17 protein-coding genes are annotated in these 25263 nt (G+C 57.6%); 8 read left to right on the top strand and 9 right to left on the bottom strand.

What is annotated here, in order from left to right:
• Nucleotides 1-32: 32 nt before the first annotated feature.
• The 8 genes from J3P91_RS00510 to tssA are packed head-to-tail and all read right to left on the bottom strand — an operon-like array spanning nucleotide 33 to nucleotide 10929.
• Complete coding sequence (locus tag J3P91_RS00510; RefSeq protein ID WP_434605241.1) at nucleotides 33-1550, bottom strand: sigma-54 interaction domain-containing protein; 1518 nt, start codon at nucleotides 1548-1550, stop codon at nucleotides 33-35.
• Nucleotides 1551-1558: 8 nt separating this feature from the next.
• The gene (gene tssH / locus J3P91_RS00505) at nucleotides 1559-4141 is read right to left on the bottom strand and encodes a type VI secretion system ATPase TssH (protein WP_434602421.1); all 2583 of its coding nucleotides are present in this window, start codon (nucleotides 4139-4141) and stop codon (nucleotides 1559-1561) included.
• Nucleotides 4138-5157 carry a type VI secretion system baseplate subunit TssG gene (gene tssG / locus J3P91_RS00500; protein WP_434602420.1) on the bottom strand — a complete coding sequence of 340 codons (1020 nt, stop codon included), beginning with the start codon at nucleotides 5155-5157 and terminating at the stop codon, nucleotides 4138-4140. The genes tssH and tssG overlap by 4 nt, the downstream gene beginning before the upstream one ends.
• Nucleotides 5121-6908 carry a type VI secretion system baseplate subunit TssF gene (gene tssF, locus J3P91_RS00495; protein ID WP_434602419.1) on the bottom strand — a complete coding sequence of 596 codons (1788 nt, stop codon included), beginning with the start codon at nucleotides 6906-6908 and terminating at the stop codon, nucleotides 5121-5123. The genes tssG and tssF overlap by 37 nt, the downstream gene beginning before the upstream one ends.
• Before the next feature lie 2 nt (nucleotides 6909-6910).
• A complete protein-coding gene (tssE, locus tag J3P91_RS00490; RefSeq protein ID WP_434602418.1) occupies nucleotides 6911-7324 on the bottom strand; it encodes a type VI secretion system baseplate subunit TssE in 414 nt (137 codons plus the stop codon).
• A 14-nt stretch (nucleotides 7325-7338) separates the two neighbouring features.
• Nucleotides 7339-8808 (bottom strand): type VI secretion system contractile sheath large subunit, encoded by a 1470-nt coding sequence (tssC, locus tag J3P91_RS00485; protein WP_434602417.1) that lies wholly within the window; start codon nucleotides 8806-8808, stop codon nucleotides 7339-7341.
• 27 nt (nucleotides 8809-8835) lie between these two features.
• Complete coding sequence (tssB, locus tag J3P91_RS00480; RefSeq protein WP_434602416.1) at nucleotides 8836-9339, bottom strand: type VI secretion system contractile sheath small subunit; 504 nt, start codon at nucleotides 9337-9339, stop codon at nucleotides 8836-8838.
• A gap of 33 nt (nucleotides 9340-9372) precedes the next feature.
• Complete coding sequence (gene tssA, locus J3P91_RS00475) at nucleotides 9373-10929, bottom strand: type VI secretion system protein TssA (RefSeq protein ID WP_434605239.1); 1557 nt, start codon at nucleotides 10927-10929, stop codon at nucleotides 9373-9375.
• Between the two features lie 418 nt (nucleotides 10930-11347).
• Here tssA and J3P91_RS00470 point away from each other — a divergent pair, with 418 nt between their 5' ends.
• The 8 genes from J3P91_RS00470 to J3P91_RS00435 all read left to right on the top strand — a co-directional run bounded on the left by J3P91_RS00470 (nucleotide 11348) and on the right by J3P91_RS00435 (nucleotide 24536).
• Nucleotides 11348-13411 (top strand): type VI secretion system tip protein VgrG, encoded by a 2064-nt coding sequence (locus J3P91_RS00470; protein WP_434602415.1) that lies wholly within the window; start codon nucleotides 11348-11350, stop codon nucleotides 13409-13411.
• On the top strand, nucleotides 13408-14259 hold the full coding sequence (locus tag J3P91_RS00465) for a DUF4123 domain-containing protein (protein ID WP_434602414.1): 852 nt from the start codon (nucleotides 13408-13410) through the stop codon (nucleotides 14257-14259). The genes J3P91_RS00470 and J3P91_RS00465 overlap by 4 nt, the downstream gene beginning before the upstream one ends.
• On the top strand, nucleotides 14256-15014 hold the full coding sequence (locus J3P91_RS00460) for a hypothetical protein (RefSeq protein ID WP_434602413.1): 759 nt from the start codon (nucleotides 14256-14258) through the stop codon (nucleotides 15012-15014). The genes J3P91_RS00465 and J3P91_RS00460 overlap by 4 nt, the downstream gene beginning before the upstream one ends.
• 83 nt (nucleotides 15015-15097) lie before the next feature.
• The gene (locus J3P91_RS00455; protein ID WP_434602412.1) at nucleotides 15098-15871 is read left to right on the top strand and encodes a hypothetical protein; all 774 of its coding nucleotides are present in this window, start codon (nucleotides 15098-15100) and stop codon (nucleotides 15869-15871) included.
• 83 nt (nucleotides 15872-15954) lie between these two features.
• A complete protein-coding gene (locus tag J3P91_RS00450; protein ID WP_434602411.1) occupies nucleotides 15955-16716 on the top strand; it encodes a hypothetical protein in 762 nt (253 codons plus the stop codon).
• A gap of 12 nt (nucleotides 16717-16728) precedes the next feature.
• Nucleotides 16729-18915, top strand: a complete 2187-nt coding sequence (locus tag J3P91_RS00445; RefSeq protein WP_434602410.1) for a lipase family protein — start codon at nucleotides 16729-16731, stop codon at nucleotides 18913-18915.
• 206 nt (nucleotides 18916-19121) lie between these two features.
• Nucleotides 19122-23519 (top strand): RHS repeat-associated core domain-containing protein, encoded by a 4398-nt coding sequence (locus J3P91_RS00440; RefSeq protein WP_434602409.1) that lies wholly within the window; start codon nucleotides 19122-19124, stop codon nucleotides 23517-23519.
• Between the two features lie 6 nt (nucleotides 23520-23525).
• Nucleotides 23526-24536: a hypothetical protein gene (locus J3P91_RS00435; protein WP_434602408.1), complete on the top strand. Its 1011-nt coding sequence runs from the start codon at nucleotides 23526-23528 to the stop codon at nucleotides 24534-24536.
• 264 nt (nucleotides 24537-24800) lie between these two features.
• On the opposite strand, the gene J3P91_RS00430 is transcribed toward J3P91_RS00435, so the two are convergent.
• Nucleotides 24801-25076 (bottom strand): HU family DNA-binding protein, encoded by a 276-nt coding sequence (locus J3P91_RS00430; RefSeq protein ID WP_065758133.1) that lies wholly within the window; start codon nucleotides 25074-25076, stop codon nucleotides 24801-24803.
• Nucleotides 25077-25263 lie beyond the last annotated feature (187 nt).

The raw sequence follows: 25263 nt of genomic DNA, 5'->3' as shown, positions 1-25263 counted from the left end.
TGAATAGATGGGAGCCAATGAGGGAGTGGGATTCATACTTCAACATCCCGACGGCTGATTTTCAGCCGGTGCATCCGATAGATCAGTGTCCGACGGGGCAAGCCGAGCTCACAGGCAGTGAGCGTCTGGTTACCGAGGTTCTTGCGCAGGCAATCAATTACCAGACTGCGCTCGATTTGCTCCATCCGTTCACGCAGGCTAACGCGGCCCTCTTCGGACAGATCCTTGATGTGCAGGGAAAAATGCTCTTCCAGCAGTTCGGCGCCATCGCACAGCAGCACGGCTCTTTCCACGATGCCTTTGAGCTCGCGTACGTTGCCTGGAAAATCATAGGCCGCCAGGTGGACCAGCGCTGCGTCGGACCAGCGCGGAACGTCTCGTTGCAGAAGTGCGCAGGCCTTGTCAGTGAAGTGTCGCGCCAGTTCAATGATGTCGGGGCCGCGCTGACGTAGCGCGGGCAACTGGATCGGAAACTGTGCGAGGCGGTAATACAAGTCTTCGCGAAACTTGCCCTCGTTCATCAATTGCTTCAGGTCCCGATGGGTAGCGGCAATAATGCGCACATCGATCTTGTGGGTATGGTTGGACCCCAGCGGACGAATCTCGCCTTCCTGCAATACCCGTAGCAGCTTGGACTGGAGAGACAATGGCATGTCACCGATTTCATCGAGCAATAACGTGCCTCTGTCAGCCGCATCGAACAGCCCGGGGCGATCCCGATCGGCACCCGTGAAAGCCCCCTTGCGATAACCGAACAACTCACTTTCCAGCAAATGCTCGGGAACCGCGGCACAGTTCTGAACAATGAATGCCTCCGTGCGGCGCGGACCATGATCATGTAGGGCCTGGGCAACCACTTCCTTGCCAGTCCCGGTCTCGCCACACAACAGCACGGTGTATGGGCTGTTGATCACCTTGCTGACCAACAGGCAGGTCTGACGCATCGCGTCGCTCTTGCCGATCAAACCATAGCGGTTGGCACTTGGCAGGGTAATGGCAACTTGCCGGAGGCCGTCGGCAGGAAGTTGCCTGCACTGCAGCAGGTGCATCTGCCTGAGCGCAAACATCCCCAGATGCCCGAAGGACTCAGCGAACCCCTTCAAGTCGAGATGCTTGACGCTGGCGCAGAGCAACAGTCCGGCGGTGGCGCCTCGCATGTCGACAAGCGGCACGCAGAGCAGTGATTGCCAAGGCGCGGCACGAACCGGCAGGAACGCCGTATCGTGCAAGCTGTCACTCAACGCGCCCAGGCATACCACACGATTCTGGCGCAGGACGTACTGCAACAGTTGTTCATCGTTATAGTCGCAGGACACGCTTGCCCGATCAGGAAATTGCAGCTGCTCTTCGAGACATTCGGCGTACATTTCCAACCGCGCGTGCGTGGTATCCAGAAGGTATAGTTGCGCCACCTCACACGTACTGAGCCGTGCGATGCCTTTGATGAAATCCCCAAGCAGTGACACGTCGTCGCCAGATCGCGACAGGGTTGAAAACTCGGCCAAAAGGGCTTCTGCATAAGCCAGCGGCTGCGGTACCTGCATGAACATTGCGCTCATCAAGTGAACTCGCACACTACGCTGGCTTGATCATCAAGCGTGGCGTGGACATGCCGCAGCTGTTCATTGTTCGCCATCGCCGTGAGCAAGCGGTCGGCCAATCGCGGCATCAGATGAAGATCGAGCAAGTGATCGATAAGCCGCGCGCCGCTGTCGCTGCGGTCACAACGCTCGACCAACTGGTCGACAAGCTGCGCGCAATAAGTGAATCCCAACTGACGACGTTTCAGCCGCTCGCCCAAGCGAGCCATTTTTATCTCCACGAGCTCACGCAACACCGCACCACTTACCGGGAAGTACGGCACCACACACATCCGCGCCAGCAATGCAGGTTTGAAATGCTGACTGAGCAATGGACGGATAGCTTCTTCGAGGTGTTCGGCGCTTGGTCGCGCGTTGTTTTGGCACAATTGACTGATGCGTTCACTGCCCAGGTTCGACGTCATCAGAATCAGCGTGTTGCGAAAATCGATCTCCCGTCCTTCGCCGTCATTGGCCAGGCCCTTGTCGAAAATCTGATAGAACAGATTCAGCACATCCGGATCAGCTTTCTCAACTTCGTCGAGCAACACAACAGAATAGGGCTTATGCCTGACGGCTTCGGTGAGCATGCCGCCCTCGCCGAACCCGACATAACCCGGTGGCGCGCCGATCAGTCGGGAAACGGTATGTTTCTCCTGAAACTCGCCCATGTTGAGCGTCGTGATAAAACGGTCTCCGCCGTATAGCAAATCCGCCAGGGCCAACGCCGTTTCGGTTTTGCCGACACCGCTCGGGCCCACCAGCAAAAACACACCCGCAGGAGCATCGATCTTGTTCAAGCCAGCAGCGGCCGCCCGCATCGCGCGATCAAGGGCCTGCACGGCTGGTTCCTGCCCCTTGATGCGCGCGCGCAAGTCATCCGCGAAACGGGTGATCCTGCTGTTGTGCTCGCATGCGAGCTGCGACAACGGCACGCCAGTCCATGCGTTGATTACTTCAGCTACCAGGCGTGGACACACTTCAAAGCTGACCAGGCGCTCATCGGCCTGGGCAATTAGCAGCGCATGGTGGGTTTCGTCCAACGCCGCTTCCAGCGTCTCGACCTCCATGACCTGCGACCCATCCTCCCGCGCCCCGACCAATTGCTGGCGTAGTGTTAACAGGCGTTCGGCAAGCACTCGTTGCTCGACCCAACGAGACTCCAGAACCTGGCGCTTTTCTTCAATAGCTTCCAGGTTCACCTCAAGCGTCGCCAATGCCTGGTGATCGATCGGCAACCCGGCCTGTGCATCACGACACAAGGCCTGACGTTGTCGCTCGCCTTCGGCCAGTTCTCCACGCAGGCGCTCAAGGCTTCGCGGCGCTGCAGCCAGGCTGATACGCACCCGAGCACAGGCGGTATCCAGCACATCGACGGCCTTGTCCGGCAATTGACGACCGGCCAGATAGCGAGCTGACAACCGCGCCGCGGCGACCACCGCATCATCACGCAGATAGATGCCATGACTCTGCTCATAAACCCGGGCCAACCCACGCAGGATTGTCACCGCATCACTGACGGTCGGCTCGTGTAGTTGCACCGGCTGGAAACGACGTGCGAGGGCCGTGTCGTTTTCGAAGTATTTCTTGTACTCGGCCCATGTCGTGGCCGCAATTGTGCGCAATTCGCCTCGGGCCAGCGCCGGCTTGAGCAGGTTGGCCGCGTCTGAACCGCCGGCGCTCCCACCTGCGCCGACCAATGCATGGGCCTCGTCAATGAACAGAATAATGGGAGTGGATGAAGACTTTACGCCGTCGATCACCCCTTTGAGGCGACGTTCGAATTCCCCTTTGATGCTGGCTCCGGCCTGCAGCAGCCCCATGTCCAGCGAAAGGATTTGCACCCCTTCAAGCCCTGACGGCACTTCCCCTGCGACGATGCGCAACGCCAGCCCCTCGACGATGGCAGTCTTGCCGACCCCGGCTTCACCGATAACGATCGGATTGTTCTTGCGGCGACGCGAAAGGATATCGATCATCTGCCGGATTTCGCCGTCCCGGCATAGCACCGGATCAAGCTTGCCGTCACGAGCCTGCCGGGTCAGGTTATGAGTGAAGCGCTCCAGTAACGAATCGCCCGGCATGGCGGGTTGACTGTCGTTCGTCTGTGACTGTCGGGACCGGGTGAAATCCATCAGCCGCTCGATGCTCAACCGGGCGAGCAACGGCTGGTACCGAGTGCCGGCATGACGAATGGGGTTGCGTAACAACGCCAGGATCAACGCGGCCTCCGTGACACTGCCTTGACCTAGCTCGAGATTCGCCACCAATAACGCATCCTGCAGCCATTGCACCAGCTCAAGGGCAAATACCGGATTACGTGAAGCGCCGTGTTCAGCCCGGGGTTGAAGAACCGCGCTCAACTGCCCTGGACTTATCCCGGCATCCAGCAAGGCACGCACAAGCAAGCTCTGGCTACGTTCCAACAGGCTCAGCAACAGATCATCCACCAGGATCTTGTCTGCGCCACGATCCGCACATCGCTGCGCCGAGCGCTCCAGATCGCCCCGGGTATCTGCGTCCAACGCTTGGATAAGTTGCTGAAGATCCACATTGATCATTTCGCTCGTTCCTGATGAATACTGCTGCCGAGGGACACCACGCCGTCGGCGTGTTCAAGCCCCAGCCAACTGGTCCATCCCAGGCGGCAAGTGTTCTGCTCTCCGATACGCAGCTCATGTATTTCCTGCTGGCGCAAGACCAGGCGAATGTCATATTCGAGGGGATCACGCAGGGTGAAGCGCACCAGTGTGCAAAGAGGTTGGTAGCCAACACCGATTGGCAGAAATTCGTGCAGACGTTGCCAGTCCAGTTCGCGAATATGGATCCGGAACTTGCCGCTGCGATCACGAACCCGTTCGCCCAGCACGAGGTCTTCGCTCAACAGGCTATTGGCGCCTCCAAGTCGATTGCGCTGCTCGGCGAGAATCTCGACCCGGCGCTCTACGCACTGTTCCAGGCTTAGCTCGGCGTGCTTGAAGTAATAACGCAGCACCGCTTCGATCAAGGCTGCCGAATGGGCTCGGAGACTCAACAGGCCCAGGTACGGCAACAGGCGTTTCCAGTTCAGTTGAGTAGCCTTGCGAATTTCTTCGCCTCCCAGACCGATCAGCGCGAACAGTTGCTCCGAAAACGGGTCCCGAGCGCCACTCTGGAAACTCTGGTAGTAACGATATTTTCGCCATATCGGCAGCATCAGCCGCTGGAGGCGATGGTGGAACACGTCGAGGAACTGGCGAGTCGGATTGCCATCGCCGTCTCCCAACGCCTGCTCGCCATAAAACGCCGGTACCGGTGATCCTGTTCCCACCAGGCCGATCAGGTTGATACTCAGGCGAGCCCGCACCTGCCCATGCTCATGGAAAAATTCCACGCGCTCGATATCACTGGCCGGAAACCCCAGGCTCGGATTGGCCTGGAACTCCAACTGGTCATACAGTGCTTCGTCATCCAGCCCGGGATGGGCGCCGCGCAGCCGCTCGACCACGAGTAAGATCGCCTGGAACAACGAATACTCGCGTATACCTCTCGTCAGCGCGCTCATAGAAGCGGCTGCTGGCCCATACGGGGTGTCCATTGGTACACCTCTCCCTGCGTACTGTTTACCCGCAACTGGTGATACGAGTTGAGGCTGGCGTAGAGCGCGAAAAACTCGTTGAGGACGGAAGCGAAGACGTACAAATCGCCTTCGCCGATATAGCCCTGAGGATCGATCGTCAGTTCTGTACATATGCCGCGAACGGGCAAGCCGTGATGCAGTCGATCAACATGGTGGTGTTCAATCGCCTTCAGGCCGCTCAGCAGAAGCTTGCTGACCTTTTCGGTCTGTTCGTCGTGGTAACGCGGAAAGTCGTAGGTTTCGAGTATTACCTTCAGCGCATTCACGTCCACCAGCGACAGGTAGTTGAGCGACATGTTGCTGATGAGCTTCCAGAGGAAGTCACGATCCAACGGAGGCGCGTAACTCGGCGTAACCGGACCGATGTTGCGGAAGCCAAGCGACGCCGGGCTCTTGTCGCCCGGTTGATTGATATCACCCGGATTGAGCTGGCGCGGCAGGTTCCGATTGGTGCACATCAACTCGATCGACAGCGTCTCCTGGGTCGGGTTGGGCCGGATGCCGAATCCCAGGCAAGTGTCAAAGCCACCGTGTAGCAACGAAGGCCGTTGGCGAACGCTGTAATAACCGCGATTGCCAGGTACGTCGAAACTGGAATCGTGTTCGAAGGATTCGAAAGGCACGTAGGCCTGGTAACCCAGCCCACCGGGGTTCCAGCCAGTAACGCTCTCGACGGAAAACACGCCGCAGTGTTCAGGGTCGTATCGGGCCGGCAAGAGCAGGTATTCATCCTGCTTCCCATCCAGGCGAATCGGCTGCGCGTCATGTTTGAACAGATTGACGATAGGCGTGCAATAAAGCTTCACGTTGTCCAGCGTCGGACGTAACTGCTGATTACCGCTCTTGCCGATGTCGAAACGCAGGTCCAGCCCTCGCATTTGTTTCAGGATGTCTTGCGGCAACGTGTTGAGTACGTCGAGGCCATTGACATCGATGAACAGGAATTTTTCCTGGAACGCGAAATATTCTTGCAGGTAGCGATAGCCGCGAAAGGTGTTCAACGGATAAGGGACCAGCGCGTGCTCGTCGGCGAACCCCACCGGCCGGACTTGGCTGGCGGCGATCCTGAACGTCAGGGGATCACCATTCGCAGCGGTTACGGGACCGCCATCACCGCCCAACGGGATCAGCTGGACATGTTCCAGGTTGCGCATCAGATTGAGGTAGAGCATCTGGCTGATGTAACGCTCGCCGGTCAGATGCAGGCGCAGACGGTTTAGCTGCAACTCTCCCAGGTGGCCATCGCAAGTCATCTGCAGACGCAGGCTCAATAACGAGCCGTTTCCCTTTACCGAGTAACCGAGCCCAGTCAGATCCAGCGACAATACCTCGGTCGGGTAACAGGTTCGAAAACGACAGATCACCTCTTTGATCGGCTTGCTCTCCACCGGCGTATCGCGCTCGACCTGCAATGCGGGGCCAGCCCGCTGTAGCGGATCAAACTGCAAGATACCGAAGGACGGTAGCGGCCTCATGTAGTTGGGCCAAAGCAGTTGCATCAACGAATGGCTCAACTCCGGCAATTCGTCATCGAGCTTCTGGCGCAAACGCCCTGTCAGGAACGCGACGCCCTCCAGCAACCGTTCAACATCAGGGTCGCGGCCAGCCTGGCCGAGGAACGGTGCCAGCGCAGGATTTCGCTCGGCAAAACGCTGGCCCAACTGGCGAAGCGCGCTCAACTCGCTCTGGTAGTACTGATTGAATGACATATCTATCCCTGAATGACCTTGATCTGGCCATTGCCGTCCAGGCATGCGGAGAAATTCACCGCTCCCCTGAAGCCTTCCACTTCCAGAAAGGCGTCAATGTGAAAAGACAGGCGGAGCTGGTCGGCGTCATTGGGCGCTGAAACGACACAGACATTCCTCAAACGCGGCTCGTAGGCCTCGATAGAGGCCTGGATCGCACGACAGGCCTGACCACGGGCGTCGTGCAAACTCAGCCGCATATCGTTGAGGTCGGGCAATCCGTAATCGGCTGCGATTTGTGCGCTGCCCGCTCGGGTGCAAAGCATTTTTGCCAGATGGGCAGCCACGGACGCTACGGCGCAGGCATCGCGACTCAATCCCGAGCGCGCTTCGGTATCGCCATTCAAGCGTTCGAAAAGGCTGCCGTATCCAGTCATGGCGCGGGCTCCGTTTACTCTTTGTCCAGCTTGCCGACCAGCGACAGGGTGAAATCGGCGCCCATGTACTTGAAGTGTGGGCGGACATTCAGGCTGACGCGATACCAGCCCGGCTCACCCTCCACGTCTGTAACAATGACCTGGGCCGCACGCAGCGGCCGCCGGCCACGGACTTCGGGGCTCGGGTTCTCCTGGTCGGCGACGTATTGGCGGATCCACTTGTTCAGCTCCAGCTCAAGGTCGGTGCGTTCTTTCCACGAGCCGAGCTGCTCACGCTGCAGCACCTTCAAGTAATGAGCCAGGCGGTTGACGATCATCATGTAAGGCAGTTGCGTACCGAGCTTGTAGTTCAACTCGCTCGCCTTGCCTTCGGCACTGATGCCAAAGAATTTCGGTTTCTGCACGGAACTGGCGGAGAAGAACGCAGCGTTATCACTACCTTTACGCATGGTCAGTGAGATGAAGCCTTCTTCGGCCAGCTCGTATTCGCGACGGTCGGAGACCAGCACTTCGGTCGGGATCTTGGTTTCGATCTCGCCCATGCTTTCAAAATGGTGCAATGGCAGATCTTCAACCGCGCCGCCGCTCTGGGGGCCGACGATGTTCGGGCACCAGCGAAACCTGGCAAAGCTGTCGGTGAGCCGAGTGCCGAATGCGTACGCCGTGTTGCCCCACAAATAATGCTCATGGTCATTGGCAACGGTTTCCTTGTAGACGAACGATTTGACCGGGTTTTCCTGCGGATCATAGGGTGTACGCAAAAGGAACCGCGGCACGGTAAGGCCTATATAACGTGCGTCTTCCGATTGACGAAGACTTTGCCATTTGGCGAATTGCGGACCTTCAAAATGCCCTTTGAGATCCTTGAGGTCTGGCAGGCCAGTGAAGCTTTCCAGACCAAAAAATCCTGGACCGGCCGCAGCGATGAAGGGCGCATGGGACATGCACGCCACGCTGGCTACGTACTGCATCAGCTTCACATCGGGGGATCCGGGAGACAGGAAATAGTTCGCGATAATCGCCCCGACCGGCTGGCCGCCGAACTGACCGTATTCGGCGGTGTAGATGTGTTTGTACAAACCCGACTGCATGACTTCCGGCGAGTCTTCGAAATCATCCAGCAAATCGTCTTTGGAAACATTGAGCATCTCAATCTTGATGTTCTCGCGAAAATCCGTGCGATCAACCAATAGCTGCAGGCCACGCCACGCCGACTCCAATGCCTGGAAGTCGGCGTGATGGAGGATCTCGTCCACCTGGCGGCTGAGCTTGGAGTCGATCTCGGCGATCATGCGGTCAACCATGGCCTTCTTGACTGGCTCGCCGCTGTTCTGCGGCTTGAGAAGCTCTTCGATGAATGCCGACACGCCTCGCTTGGCAATGTCATAGGCGTCGTCTTCAGGCGTCAGGCGCGTTTGAGCGATGATGCTTTCGAGAATGCTGTACTCGCCGCTATCTCGGTGCTGCGCTGCGTGATTATTCATATGGCGACTTCCTTGGCTGAGAGAGAATCAAACGTCCGGGGCTGAGGCAGCCAGGCCCAGTTCATCCAGCACGCGACTGCGGGATGTATCGTCGGCAAGCACGCCTTCGATGGCCTTGCGAAACGCCGGTGCGTTGCCCAACGGCCCTTTGAGTGCCACCAGCGCATCTCGCAGCTCCATCAACTTCTTGAGTTCAGGCACTTGGTCGACCAGGTTCGCCGGGTTGAAATCCTTCATTGAACGCAAGCGCAGTTGTACGGCGAGCTCGTCGGTATCGCTCTCTTGCTGGAGGCGGTTCGGTACGCTCAGGAGCAGGCTCAGCTCTTGCTTGGCCAATACTTCGTCGAAGGTCATCCTGTCGATGCCGATCGGTTTGCGGTTCTCGATCTTGCGTTCGTCCTTGCGATGGATGTAGTCACCGATTGCCAACAGTTTGAGGGGCAGTTCGATCTCTTCCTGGCCCCCTCCGATAGCAGGCTTGAAGGTGACATTGATGCGTTCCTTGGGGGCGACAGAGCCTTCTTTGGCCATGACTTTTCTCCTTGCGATTAGAGGCCTGCAGGCCTATTCGATGACCCGTTCCAGGTCGAGATGACACAACCTGCGGTAGGTTTCATCCTTGCGCTCGCGAACGAGGTGGTTCTGGGGCAATAACTCACAGCAGTGATGCAGTAGATGCAGGACCTGTAGCTCGAGATCGGGCTCCCAGGCATTCAAGCCCGCGTCTTGCAACGCCTGGTTCAGCGCTTCGAGCTGGACCTTGGCAAGCTCGTATTTCTTGGCCGAGAAGCACAAGCGAGCCAATGAGAACCGCCAAAGGAAAAGCACCCGCGCACCCTCAGCGGTTTGCATCCCTTGCCTGAGAAACTGAACGGCAGGCTTGAGGCCGTCCACGGTCAGTATTGATCCAGCTTCTTCCAGGGCCAGCTCCCAAGGCGCCTGGTTATCGATGGTCTCGACTCGTGGCGCAGTGTTGGGGCGTTCCAGCCGAGGCATGACCTGCGCAGCGATCCAGGCCCGGGTGGCCGGGTCGGCGAACGGCTCGCCGTCGTGCCAGCGCAGCTCGACGACGCCCGGAAGGCGATGGATGAATAGTGCGAAATGGACCTCTACCTCGCGCATGGCCGATTCGGCATTCAACCCTTGAAGACACTCCCATGCGAGCCGCTGACCGTCGAACCAGAACGGCGCCTTTGTCAGGCTGGTCTCGATCTCTACCAGCAGGTCCGCGTACTCGCCCCGCTCGCGTCTGTCCTGATAAGCCTTGAGCTTATCCACCGGAAGCCTGCGTAGCTGGGTGACCTGTTCGGCATTGCGCTCCGGCACCGCGTCAATGCCCAACCAGAGCAAGGTGCGGTTGAGGCGCAGCGCGCGCGCATCCGTCACTTTTTGCTTGAGCCACCAGGCGCATAACGTACGAGCGCTTTCCTGCTGAGCCCGCAACACCTTGTGGGCATCCCTTTCGTTCTCGATCGGAGCACCGGAAGCGAGCAGTTGGGTAGCGGCTTGTTTTACTTGAGCCACCATCGTCCCGACAGATCCAGGCTGCGGCTGGCCACTGGTCACACGCTGGATCATGCCCTTGAGACGTCGGCACAGCGGCAATACCAAAGGCGCGTCATTGCCGAGATGAGTGGTGAAGACGGCATCAAGGTCTTCAAGTTGTTCTGCCAGATGACGGAACAACGGCAGTTGTTTGCCTATCGCGACATCTTCACTTAACGCCTGCTCCAGGCGAGGCACCAACCAATGAAAACTGGCGGCACGGGTTCGGGTCTTGACCGGGTGGAGCTCAAGCCAATGGTTCTTGCACAGGTGTCGCAAAAGCCCGAGGCCGGCTAGCAACCCTTGGAAGGACTCACGCTGGTACAACGCCCAGGTCAGCCAGGCGGCCACTCGCAAATCTTTTGACTGGGTATGCAGCAGGGCTTCACTTTTTTCAAGGATCTTCAGCCAGTCGATCTGGCCGTTCTCATGCATCGACTGGGCTTTGCCGAGCTCGCGTTCCAAAACTTCATATTCATCTGAAAAACGCACATCTACCCCCGCGAAGTTTTCGCTGGAAACGGGAGAACTGGCAAGGACCAGATAATGGGCAGAAAGTTTTTCAGAGTAAGACATGTATGCCTTCAAAATTTGCTCAGCTTTATTAATCAGCGGCAAGCCATCAACACCAATTTCGACATAACCGTCAGAAATTTTTTCATCAGCGATAACTTACGCAAGCGGACTTGGCTCATGCACCGCTACCGATCGACGCGAAGCATGCCAAGGTTTTAAAAATAAAAATGTAGGAAACTTCTCTAAATACGGTATCAATCAAAAAATCTTTAGCACTCAAACTATAACCCCGAGAGCCCTACTACTTTTTTCCAATTTTTAACATACCCATTCGAAGCAGAATTGAGACGAATGATTTCTACCTACGCTTAATTTAGAAAATTCTTACATACCTGTCTTTTTTTCATCGTGATGGAGTGCGGCGGTCCTCTGACTTGCTTCAATGAAGGGAAGCCAGCCCACTGCGAAGGAACGGAACATGCCCACTCGTTACGCGTTTCCTATGTTTCATCTTGATATCGAGGATTTCGGGCGTGATCTTCAGGTACTGAAATTCGAAGGCCGCGAAGCAATCAGTACCCCTTATCTGTTCGATATAGAACTGGTCAGCGAACGAAAGAATCTGGACCTCGAGAAACTCTTGCACAAGCAGGCGTTTCTTGGGTTTAACGCAAAGGACTGTGGCGTCCATGGACAGATCCACCGTGTAACTCAACGCGACTCCGCAAAACGCCTGGCTCATTACCACGTGCAACTGACTCCCAGGCTGGCTTATTTGCAGTACCGCACCAATCAACGCATCTTTCAGCAAATCACTGTTCCCGAGATCATTTCTTCCATTCTCAAGGAATATGGAATACTGGCTGACGCCTATAGCTTCCGACTGGGTACGAGCTACTCACCGCGTGACTACTGTGTCCAGTACCACGAATCGGACTTGGCTTTCATCGCTCGCCTGTGTCAGGAAGAAGGCCTGCACTACCATTTCCAGCATAGTAAGTCGGGGCATCACCTGGTGTTTGGCGATGACCAGACCGTATTCCAGAGGCTTGATCGTCCCACGGCTTATAAACAAGGCAACGGCCTGCTGGGCGAGGAGCCGGTTGTACAACGTTTCGATGTGCAGCTGGAAACCCGGACCAGCAGGGTTACTCGTCGTGATTATGATTTTGAGAAATCAACGTTCATCCTCGAACAGGACTACCAGCCAGCCATCAACAAAATCCGACCGGACCTGGAGGCTTATGATTATCCTGGGGGGTTCATCCAACAGGAGCATGGGAAGCGATTGACCCGGCGGGCCTTTGAAAGCCATCGCGCCGACTATCGCAGGGCCGAGGGTACAAGTGATCAGCCAGAATTGGTGTCCGGCCATTTCCTGATGTTAAGTGAGCACCCGCGTCCGGAATTGAACGACTTGTGGCTGTTGACCGAGTTGCATCATCAAGGCATCCAGTCGCAAGTGCTGGAGGAAGGCCTGGACGACGACGTCGGACGCCCTGAGAACGAAGGCTACCGGAACAGCTTTGTCGCCACGCCGTGGGATTCGATTTTTCGCTCACCACGAGCTCATGAAAAACCTCGAATGTCCGGAAGCCAGACGGCTATCGTTACCGGTCCGCAAGGTGAAGAAATCCATTGCGACGCGTACGGCCGGGTCAAGGTCAGGTTCTTCTGGGATCGCGCCGGCGATACCAGTGAAAACAGCAGCTGCTGGCTGCGGGTGGCGTCCAATTGGGCCGGGAACGGCTTCGGCGCCGTCACTATCCCCAGGGTAGGCATGGAAGTGCTGGTGACCTTCCTGGAAGGCGATCCAGACAAACCTCTGATCAGCGGTTGCCTGGTCAACAGCAGCAACGCCGCGCCCTATCAGTTGCCCGCACATAAGACCCGAACGGTGTTTCGTTCCCGCAGCTCACCGGGTGGCCAAGGTTTTAATGAGCTACAGCTGGAAGACCGCGCGGGGCAGGAGCTGATTTACCTCCGAGCCCAGCGCGACATGGAGCAGAAGATCGAGCATGACAGCCGACTGGAGATCGGCAATGAACGTCGAGAAAACATCAAGGGCAACAGCACCACGGTGCTGCACGCCGGTGAACACCGGACCATCGCCGCCGATCGCACGGTCCAGGTAAAAGCCAACGACTACCTGCACGTTGCCAATCGCCATACCCACGCGGACCAGGCGCTGATCGTCGAGGCCGGCCAGCAGGTGCATATAAAAGCCGGTGCTCATCTGGTCCTGGAAGCGGGAGCGACGCTCAGCCTGAGTGCCGGAGGCGAGCATATCGTGATCGGCCATGGCGGCATTTTCAGCAGTAGCGCGATCCAATTGGGTGGCGCCCCGCTTCCCGGTGCACGTGCCGCAGCATTCGATCCAGGGTCGATCGCCCCGTTGGCTACGCTGCTCAACCTGCCGCCCACGCTTGCGCCCACCCAACGCGCCCTCATGACAACCAGCAAGGTCGCCGGAGCGGATTTCTGCCCCCTTTGCGAAGCCTGCCGCGAGGGCGCATGCCCGATGGAGCCCATAGCCGCATGAACGATACCCAACCTCGGCAGTGGCTGCTTGAACACCTCCGCCTCGGCCATGCCCTGTGTGTGATCCTGGATGCGGACGGCGAACAACCGATGCTCCAGGCCCTGATGAAGAACAGTCGACCCGATCAATACCTGAGCGTCTACAGCAAAACCCTGATTGCCGATCTCAGCGAGGTCGGGCCGTTTGTCTTCACCTTCGATAACCCCAACGATAAAAATCTCCAGGAGTTGCTCAATCGACCGGACAGTCATTGGGGTTGGCTCGCCAGCCTCCCCAAGGGCCACCTCCCCCAGTTGGTCGGGCACTGGCGCGAACGATTGATTGTCGGGGAGCGTCCTCATCAAGCGGTGTATCGCTTCCACGACAACCGGGTATTGGCCCGGGCGCTTGCGTATCTGCCAGTCGAAGCGCATGCCGCCTATCTCGGTCCGGCCAATAGCGTGTGCTATTGGCAAGGTGACCGCTGGGAACACATCGACAATCCCTCCCCCGGGACACATCCGGTGCCAGAGGTGCTGCTTTGGTTGCAAGTCCCCTTACCCGAACAGCAAGCACGAGCAACGCGCCGGATCAATGCCCGACGCTTTTTATTGGCCGAGCACCTGGACGCCTACGCGAAGCTCGCCGAACACGAGGACCCGGCCGCCTGGTTGCGTGCCACCCTCGACCAGGCCGAAGCATGGAGCTGGTTGGCGCCTGAACAACTGGCTTTTTTCCTGACACAACGCCTGCAAACGCCAACACGGACGCCGACGCAGTGGCAAGCACGCGAAGGCGAAAGCCCTGAGGAGCATTTCGAACGTGTGCGGTTGATGGTGGACTTCTGGCAAGGAGAAGCATCGCTATGACACAGGTCTTACGGGGCACATGCCTGGGCTGCTGCATAGCGATCGCTGCGGGATGTGCCAAACAACCAGACACATTTACTTTGACGGGTGATTTGCCGCCTGGCTTTGCCTATGAAGCGGCGGTGTATTACGTCCCCGCTCCGGGGGAAACCTGCATCGTCGAGAAAAAAGACAACAAGGCACCAGTATTCAAGAGCAAGGACAAGCCCGTTGCCGAAATTCTTATCCGTAGGACTCGCAGCGGCTGTCCGCTGGTGGTCAGTCGCATCGAGCTTGAAATCAGCTCTGTCTACGGCCCGCATTGGCTCGATTCCAGTCGAGATACTGCCAACGTGGTTATACGTGATGAGCTGGAGGAGCAATACAAGGGCACCTTCAGCAAGGCGGGTGAGAGCACCCTCCACGGCCAATGCCAGTGGCTGTTCCGCACCTCGGGGGCCAAACGACGCATCGTAAAAATCCTCGACTGCAAAAAAACCAACCTAAAGGGCGACGTTGGAATCGGTCGGCCTTTCTCGGCGTTCACGCTTGATCAACTGCCGGGGAAAACGGTGAGGATGAAGATCAAGTTGGCAGACGAGGAAAGACCCGCCATCGGCGATACGTGGGTAAAAGTGCCAAACGGTTGGAAACGCTGCATGGGCGATAACTTCGAAGACCACTACGCCTTTTGTTATGGCAACTACAAGGATTTCAGTGGCTTTCAAATGCCGGACGGAAGGCAGTGCGCCATCTATCCAGGCTGTACCGACTAAGGATTTCAGCGCATGACGTTATCAAACATAGAGTTGGCGTTACGTCTGGTGATGGCGGGTTTCTGGCGGGGAGAGGCACCGCTATGACACAGGCTTTACGGATCACATGCTTGGGCTGCTGCCTGGCGATCACTGCGGGATGTGCCGATAAACAACCGGACACATTTACTTTTACGGCGGACTTGCCGCCGGGTTTCGGCTATCAGGCCATCGCGGTGTATGTCCCGAACAAAGGCCAGACCTGCACCGTGCCGGGAGGGAGAGACACTGAGCTTGGATACAACCTGCAATGGCCTAAGGACTATCTGCCGAACGCTGAAATCCCCCTATACCGAACCGTCAGTGGCTGTCCGTTGGTGGTCAGCCGTATCAAGCTCCAGATCCGATCCGCCTATGGTCCGCATTGGCTCGATGCCAGTCGAGATACTGCCAACGTGGTCATCCGCGATGAATTGGATGGGCAATACAAGGGCACCTTCAGCAAGACGGGTGAGAGCACCTTCCACGGCCAATGTCAGTGGCTGTTCCGCACCTCGGGGGCCAAACGACGCATCGTAAAAATCCTCGACTGCAAAAAAACCAACCTAAAGGGCGACGTTGGAATCGGTCGGCCTTTCTTGGCGTTCACGCTTGATCAACTGCCGGGGAAAACGGTGAGGATGAAGATCAAGTTGGCAGACGAGGAAAGACCCGCCATCGGCGATACGTGGGTAAAAGTGCCAAACGGTTGGAAACGCTGCATGGGCGATAACTTCGAAGACCACTACGCCTTTTGTTATGGCAACTACAAGGATTTCAGTGGCTTTCAAATGCCGGACGGAAGGCAGTGCACCATTTATCCAGGCTGTACCGAATAAGGAATTCAGCGCATGACGCTATCAAAAATGGAGTTGGCGTTACGTCTGATGATGGCGGGTTTCTGGCAAGGAGAATCATCGCTATGACACGGGTCTTACGGGGCACATGCCTGGGCTGCTGCATGGCGATCGCTGCAGGATGCGCCGACAAACAATCGGACACATTTACTTTTAAGGGTGATTTGCCGCCGGGTTTTGCCTATGAGGCGGCGGTGTATTACGTCCCCGCGCCGGGGGAAACCTGCACCGTCGAGAAAAAAGACAACAAGGCACCAGTATTCAAAAGCAAGGACAAACCCGTTGCCGAAATTCTTATCCGTAGGACTCGCAGCGGCTGTCCGCTGGTGGTCAGTCGCATCGAGCTTGAAATCAGCTCTGTCTACGGCCCGCATTGGCTCGATTCCAGTCGAGATACTGCCAACGTGGTTATACGTGATGAGCTGGAGGAGCAATACAAGGGCACCTTCAGCGAAGCGGGCGAGAGCGTTTTTCATGGCCAATGCCAATGGTTGTTTCGCACTTCGGGTAAGCCCCGGGTCCTCAGAAAAATCCTCGACTGCAAAAAAACCGACCTAAAGGGCGACGTTGGAATCGGTCGGCCTTTTTCGGCGTACACCCTCGATCAATTGCCGGGGAAAACCGTGAGGATGAGGATCAAATTGGCGGACGAGGAACGACCCGCCATTGGTGATACGTGGGTAAAAGTGCCGAACGGGTGGAAGCGCTGCATGGGCGATAACTTTGAAGATCAGTACGCTTTCTGTTACGGCAATTACAAGGATTTCAGTGGCTTTCAAATGCCGGATGGAAAGCAATGCGCCATTTATCCAGGCTGTACCGAATAAGGAATTCAGTGCATGACATTATCGAAAACGGACTTGGAGTCCCGCCTGGGCAGTCGTATTCTCACGTGTCCTGCCGGAAGCCGATGGACCAGCTTCCAGCTGGTTGATGAATTTGGCTCCGGCGAGCCTTATGCATGGCTGGCTTACCGGGTCATCGACTCGGAAGGGCAAACGTACCGAGGCAATCTCGATGCGACGGGGATGGGCAAGGTCAGCAGCCATTTTGCCGGCCCGATTGCTCTGTCTTTCGACCAAGACTATGAAGGGCTCGAAAAGGCGTATTCGTTCCTACAAACAAGGCCGCATTACCCGCTCAAAATCACTGAACTCCAAGTCCGCGCTGAGCAAACCCACTACCTGAACGACAACGCCACCAGCACCCGAGAGAACCCGGCCCAAGCTTGCGCCGATCAGTTCTTTCAGGTGGAGGTGCGCGACCTGGTCGAGCATGTAGCCCATCTGCCACCGCGAGTGTACCGGCATTACCCACAAAACCAGGGGCCGGCACGGCTCATGGGAAAGTTTGGCGAGACTGGCGTAGCGTTGATGCCTCAATTGCATACCGTGCTGGAAGTGCGCCCGCTGCGGGCCTTGCGGCCCATGCTGTCTACCACTTCGGAATTCTGCGCGCTCAACCTGTACCAACTGGCACTCATGGCGACCCTGAGTTACTGCCCCTTCGGCCAGAAGCCCGGCGAGGCGCCGATACACTCACCGGTGAGCTTTCCCGAACAACCGAGCGTGGGTAACTGGTTCGGCGATGCGTTGGCCAAGTTCGAGGAGCTTTGGAAGGTCGACCCGGGACAGATAAAGTCCCATTACCCCTTGTATGAGGATGTGCCCTTCTCCAAGCGTCTGGAAATCGTCCCGTTCGATCCTGCTCTTTATCCTATGAACAATCCGGAACTAGGCGCAGAACAGGAACATCCTGCCGTCGTCCATTTCTTTGACGACACGAAACTCAAGGGGCAAAGCACCGATACCCAAGCCTTCATCACTCACAATGACGAAGTGATCCTGATTGCAGTGCGCGGAACAGCGCAAATGCTTGCCGATGGCCTGCGTGACGCCGACGCGCTCCAGGTTCCCTTTGAGGAAGGTGGCGGTAAGGTGCACCAGGGGTTTTACGGAGCAGCAAAAAAAGCTGCTGCCTTCGTAATTGATTACCTGGAAAGGTTTTATGCCGGTCAGAAACTGCTGATCTGTGGCCATAGCCTGGGCGGCGCCGTGGCATTGCTGCTCGCAGAAATGCTACGTCTGAGGGAAGGATTCAGCTACAACATCCAACTCTACACCTACGGTGCCCCTCGCGCCGCCGACGCGGCCTTCGTCGAAAACGCCGCCCCCCTGGTGCACTACCGCATGGTCAATCACAACGACCCGATACCCAGCGTACCGGGCAGTTGGATGGACACCAAGGCGAGTGTCTATGGCACGGGTTTCGCGCTGATGTTCGCCAACGTACCGGCCGGCTTTTCAGTGTTCGTGGCGGGCATCTACAACTGGACGGGCGAGTCCTATGAACACCACGGCACCTTGCGCCATTTCCTGCCCGTGGAGTTCGGTCGTCAGGAGCGGTCGTCGATCCTCTGGACGCCAGGCTGCGACACCCTCACGCAACATGCCGCCTGCGAGCTGGCCTTGGAGCAGAGACGTGGCCTGCCGGACCGGGCGAAGTTCACCGCCCAGCTCTTTCAGGCCGGTAACCACCTCATGACCTCCAGCTATCTTCCCGCGTGCTGGGCAACCCTGCGCCGCTGGCAGGAAGCTCTGGAGTCGAAGAGCCCTCTGGTGACACAGCGTGAATACGAATGCATCGAAAATGCGCTGGAACAGATCACTCGGCAGTTGCGTAACGAAAGCAGACAGTTGATCGGGCGTCCAGATGGCTACGAGCGCACCCACCAACCGATCATTGATGCCCTCGCCCGTGAGGTCGACAAGGTGCACGCCACACGTGCTCGCCTGAGAGGGCTGCACACCACCTTGGTCAGCGACCAAGACGTTTACGGCAGCCTGTCCGAACACCCTGAGCAACTGGCGCAACACCTGACCCGCTGGCAGGCCCATCCGGAAAATCGCGTGGCTGAACAACTGGCCATGGCGCCTGCGGCCGGCACCGATATCGAGCTGGTCCATGGTGCTCATGGGTACGTCATCGGTAAGCCTTATACGCTGGATATTGATGCGATCATTTGACAAAAAAGTCCTTGGCGAAAGCGACAGGAAGCGCCTGCCGTGGTTAACATACGACCCGCCGATTGCCTCATGAAATCGAAGCTGATCAGACGCCTTGGCATAGCCTTGGTCAGCAAACCATCACCCACAGGGAAGGGGCGCAATGGAAGGCTTCATATCGCTTGAAACCATAGCTGTCGAACGCTCCGCGCGCATGAGCCCGCGGCATGTCTGATGCGCTCTGGGCCGCCCGCCTGGGCGACGCGCTGGACCACACCTCAATGATGGCCGACATACTTGGCGGCGTACTGGAGGTGGCGGCGAACATTGCGATCACCGCCCTGGCGACCGCCGCGGTGGTCGCGGCCACGGGCATTACCGTGGTTACCGGCGGGCTGGGTTGCTTCGTGCTCGGTCTGGTGGTGGGCACCGTGGTTGGCCTGGCGATGAGCAAGACCGGAGCCGACAAGGGCCTGAGCAATATTTGCGAGGGCATCGGCAACGCCCTTTTTCCGCCCACGGTGCAGGCCAACATCCTCACCGGCTCCGACGATACCTTCACTAACAACATTCGCGCGGCCCGTGCGGCCGGGGCAATCGAGTCTCACGTTGCCGCCGCTGGTACCGAGCTCGAAGCCCCTGAGCCTGAAGAAGAACCCAGCTACCTGGATATGGCCGGGGCGTTCTTTTCGCAGATGTGGCGCCCCACCGTCGCCACGCCCGCGCCGGGCGCGGTGCCCAAGCCGGAAGACCTGGTGCTGTGTACCAAGCACCCGCCAATGCCACCGCAGTTCATGGCCGAGGGCTCGGACAAGGTCACCATCAACGGCCAGCCCGCCGTGCGCAGCGGCGACCGTAGTACTTGCGATGCCAAGGTCGTGTCGTCCGGGCTGATTTCGCCCAACGTCACCATTGGTGGTGGCTCGGTGGTGGTGCGCGAGATCCGCAGCGGCAAGACGCCGGGCGTGGGGCTGGCGGTCACGGCACTGCTGATGCTCAAGGGCGGCAAGGGCAAGTTTTTCAGCAAGTTGCCCTGCATGCTGGTGGGCGGCGCGGTGTCCATGGCCGCGAGCAGCGCGGCCAATGCCGCGGCCAGCGCCGCCATGGGCTCGTCGAACCCGGTGCATGCTGCCACGGGGGCCAAGGTGCTGGGCGGCGATGCAGAACTGGACTTCGTGTTGCCTGGCATCCTGCCGATTGACTGGCAGCGTTTCTACAACAGCCGTGACGAACGCCGCGACGGATTGTTCGGCGCCGGCTGGAGCGTTTCCTACGAGGTTCAGGTCGACATCCTGCCCCACCCCGACGGCGGCGAGACCCTGCTGTATACCGACGAACAGGCCCGCCCCATCGACATGGGCTCGATCCCGTTGGGCGGCGCGTTGTTCAGCCCCGGCGAAGGCCTCGCGGTGCGGCGCAATGTAAGCGGACAACTGCTGATCGAAAGCGACGACGGCTTGTACCGTTTGTTCGAACCGACGCCTGGAAACTCATCGCGGCTGCGATTGAGCCAGTTGGGTGACCGCAACGACAATCGCATCCATCTCGACTATGACGAAGCTGGCCGCCTGGTGCGGCTGCGCGATACGTTTGATTTGCTCCAGGTCGAGCTGACTCGGGAAAACGAACGCGTCAGTCGGATCGAACGCGTCTACCCCGACCAGCAGCGCGAAGTGCTGATCAGCTACGCCTACGATGCGGCGGGCAATCTCACCGCAGTGCGCGACGCTGGAGGCCAGGTGCAGCGGCGGTTCAGCTACGACGCCGGGCAGCGGATGGTCGAACATCAACTGCCTGCCGGCCTGCGCTGCTTCTACGAATGGGCCTTGATCGAAAACCTGGAGTGGCGCGTGGTCCGCCACTGGACTGACGAAGGCGACGCCTACCAGTTCGACTACGACCTCACGGCCGGCATAACGCGTATCACCGACAGCCTGCAACGCATCAGCATCCGGCATTGGAACAGCCAGCACCAGATCACCCGGTTCGCCGACAATCTCGGCCAGACCTGGTCGTTCGAGTGGAACGACGAACGCCAGTTGCTCAGCGCCACCGACCCGCAAGGCGGCCAGTACCATTTCAGTTACGACGAGGCCGGCAACCTGATCGGCGAAACCGACCCGCTGGGCCGCAGCGAGTCTACCCTCTGGCTCGAGCATTGGGCGCTTCCACTGGTGGATACCGATGCCGCCGGCAACAGCTGGAAATACCGCTACGATCAGCGCGGCAACTGCGTCGCCGAAACCGACCCGCTGGGCCATGTCACCCGCTACCGCTACGACACCCACGGCCAGGTGGTGGAAATCATCGACGCCACCGGCAAGAGCAAGAAGCTGCGCTGGAACCCGTTCGGGCAGCTGGTGGAACACATCGACTGCTCGGGCTACCCGACGCGTTTCAGTTATGACCCGCGCGGCTATCTGCAAACTCTCACCGACGCCCTCGGCGAGCGCACCCGATTCAGTTACGACGCCCAAGGGCGCCTGCTCGGCAGCGAATTGCCGGATGGTCGCACCGAGCACTACCAGCGCGACAGCGCCGGCCAGCTCACCGGCCACACCGACCCGGCCGGGCTCACCACGCATTACCAGCACAACCGCCGCGGCCAGGTGCGCCAACGCATCGACGCCCAGGGCCGGCAGGTGCAGTTTGCCTACGACAGCTTCGGCCGGCTGCAAGCGCTGATCAACGAGAACGGCGAAAGCTATCGGTTCGCCTGGGATGCCGCGGATCGGTTGAGCGAACAGCGCAACCTTGATGGAAGCGCCAAAGGTTATACGTACGATGCGCTCAATAACGTAAAACGAGTCGAAACCATCGCAGCGCCGCAAGGTGATCAGCGGTCCAGTGAAAAAACTATTGTTCATCATTTGGAACGTGATGCCGTTGGGCGGCTGACCACCCGAATCACACCGGATGGACAGTCCCGGTACAGCTATAGCCCGTTGAATCAGTTAATCGAAGCCACCGTCATCGATAACGCTGGCAACACACAACGACTGGGTTTTGCTTATGACGCGCAGGGGTATCTGATTGAGGAGCGGAGTTCGGAAGGCGCTCTGAAGCATCACTACGACGAACTTGGCAACCTGATCCAGACCCAGCTGCCCGACGGTCGTTGGATCAACCGCCTGTACTACGGAAGCGGCCACCTGCACCAGATCAACCTCGACGGCCAGGTCATCTGCGACTTCGAGCGCGACCGGTTGCATCGAGAGGTGCTGCGCACCCAAGGCCACATCAGCACACGTAGCGAGTATGACCGTAGCGGGCGCTTACGCAGCCGCCAACGCCGGCACACCAGCCAGTCGGCGTTGATGCCCGCCGCTGATCAAACCCATTATGAGTTTGATCCTGGTGACCACCTGGTGGGGCGCCTTGAGCGGCTGCCGCAGGGTCAACAACGCCAACTGCTGCACTACGATGTGACAGGCCGGATCCTGGCAAGCCAGAGCACTCGACATAGCCAAAATGAAACATTTTCCTTCGATGCCGCCGCCAATCTCCTCGACAGTTCACCCGGTACAGGTGGGCGGGTTACGCACAACCAACTCAAGCGCTATCAGGATAAGCACTATCGCTACGATGGTTTTGGCCGAATGATTGAAAAGCGCAGTGGGCTACATGGCCTGCAGCGTTTCAGTTACGACTCGGATCACCGGCTGGTTGAAGTTCGAACCCAGAAATCCGACGGTGAAAACGTCGTCAGGATGCGCTACGACCCGTTGGGCCGAAGGATTGAGAAAACTGAACATGACGACAACGGGCGCCTCATCGGCAGCACGCGTTTCGACTGGGATGGCCTGCAATTACTCAAGGAACATAAAAACAGCCTGACCAGCCTGTACCTCTACATCGGCGATAGTCACGAGCCCTTGGCCCGCGTCGACGGCATTGGTGAACATCAACGCATCCGCTATTACCACAACGACCCCAATGGCCTACCACAAGCACTGACGGAAAGTGACGGCCATCCGCTCTGGCACGCTCACTACCAGGTATGGGGCAATACCACTGATGAAGTCCGTGAGCCGTACTACATCGAAGAACAGAACCTGCGTTTTCAGGGGCAATATCTGGACCGGGAAACAGGCCTGCACTACAACACCTTCCGCTTCTATGATCCCGACATAGGCCGCTTTACCACGCCCGACCCCTTGGGCCTGGCCGCAAGCCTGAATCTTTATCGCTACGCACCGAATCCATTTACCTGGATCGACCCGCTGGGGCTCAAAGAGAATGAGATTATTCGGTACATGGGCGAAAGCGAAACCGTCTCGTCCAAGGCCGCCAACGGAGGCAAAGGCGGCTTGGTTCCGAATATCCGAGGAGAGAAAGCGGTCTGGGTCAACCAGGACAGTAACCCTGGATTCAACCCAGGCAATGAAAAGTATCGGGTAGTGGCCACCGTCAATAACGAAGGGGTCAGCATGCTCAATAACCACAAGGACATCGCTACCGTTGACTATAAAGAGACAGGGCTGAAAGATGGCGTGCTGTCCAAGACGAATGAACCCAAGGCCAGAGGCATCGGTTTCCGATTATTGGACAAATTTAATAGAACCATTACGTCATTTCGTGTCGAGAAGAAAGGCCCGAACGGAAAATGGAAGACCTGCGGATAAAGCCAGATGGACATATTCGACCTTCTCTCATACAAACTTGAAAATTTCCTGAACGTCCGGCCGTATCCGAAGGCGTTGGGTGCTGTTTTTTACAAAGAAGACGAGCCTTCGTTGCTGTCCGTTGTCGCCAGAAAACACGATGGCGCGCCCTTCAGCGTTAGCCGCTGGCATGATTTGTTTTCCACCAGCGCTTTCGAAAAGGCCGTGTTGAAAAACGGTTTCACGGAACCCGACTGCTACGCCCTCCTCCTGGTCCTGTCGCGCTTTGGCTATCTGCTTGAAATTGACAACCGGCAACGAACCAACAAGGAATACTTTATTTTCTTTTACCTGATCCAGCTGATCAGCATGAAAAACAGCGCCCTGGATGCGGATGCGCGCCTTCGGAACTACATGTTCAGGTTCCTCCTCTTCGAATTGAGCATTGATGACGAGGCGTATCGTCGGTTCAGCATCGAGGGCAATCAGCTGAAGATGGCGACCGATGGGCTGGGGTCCGTTGTTTTTCTGGATGTGATTGATCTGGTTTACAAAGCGATCAAGGCTGACAGCAGGAAAGAGCATGAACTGCTCAGTACATTGAAAACCTTTCAAACAAGCACAGTCAGGTTACTCACCGAGCCCGACGATACCCGTTACCGCTTCGCGATCAATGATCGCAACAGCGAGCTTATGTACCCCGACGTTTTTTTGCCCACCTATGCTCAGGACAGGCAAAAAATATTTGATGCGTTGATCGATGCGGTCAATCCGCTTCAGTCAACGGCAAACCTGTTCGTCTCCAATATGGTTGTGATGAATTTCGCCTTTCATATTCTGAAAGAAAAGCCCCGCGAAATCTTGAAACTGAAAAAACACGTCCGTGATGAAGCGCTGTTCGGCCAGTTGCTGGAAGTGATCATCATGCGTCGGATGGCGGTCAACAAAGCGATGTTCGAAAAAATCCCTACTGGGCACGACCTGTCCTTGATCGGGGATGAGCAAGCCTCGTTCTACAACATCTTGTACAGCCAGTAGAAACTTGATGCATTTGTGCGCCTGACGCTTCTTTGCAGCGCACAAAATGATCAAAGCCTGGATTCGGCTGTGCTCAAAAACCCCTGGCGGCTGGAACAAATCAGGAAGCAAGCAGTTCGATCTGGCGCTTGCGAACAAACTGCTGGGCTAGGGCTAGAGCTTCCTGACCATGGGGTTTGTTTCAGACGCAAAAAAGGCATATCGACTTCATCGGTATGCCTTTTTGTTGCCGCTTGCTTTCCTCGACCGAGGTAGTCGGCGCAATTATGGGTTAACGCTGTCCTTCAGGAATTTGCCTGGCTTGAACGCAACCGTGTTGCTGGCCTTGATTTTCACCGGCTCGCCGGTTTGTGGGTTCTTGCCGGTGCGGGCGCCGCGGTGGCGTTGCAGGAAGGTGCCGAAGCCGACCAGAGTAACGCTGTCCTTGCGATGCAGGGCGCTGGTGATTTCTTCGAGAACAGCGTTGAGGACGCGGTTGGCTTGTTCTTTGGTGAGGTCCGCTTTTTCCGCAATGGCGGCGGCGAGTTCTGGTTTACGCATGAATGAAGCCCCTTTGACGATTTTTTTGTTGTTATGTCCGTGCTGTTCTCTTCGGAACAACCCCTAAGGCGCCGCAGGCTCTACTCTGCGGCAGACCGGAGTGAGGATGGCACGGGGCCGCAACCGGCGCCAGTGTCCGGCGGGCGTTTGTGGCCGGAAAAGCAGGGCATATGCGACAGAGCGACCA

The organism is Pseudomonas sp. Z4-7 (assembly GCF_051131965.1).
Lineage (GTDB): Bacteria > Pseudomonadota > Gammaproteobacteria > Pseudomonadales > Pseudomonadaceae > Aquipseudomonas.
Note: the sequence above shows the minus strand (reverse complement) of the source record. Positions and strands in the feature narration are given on the sequence as shown.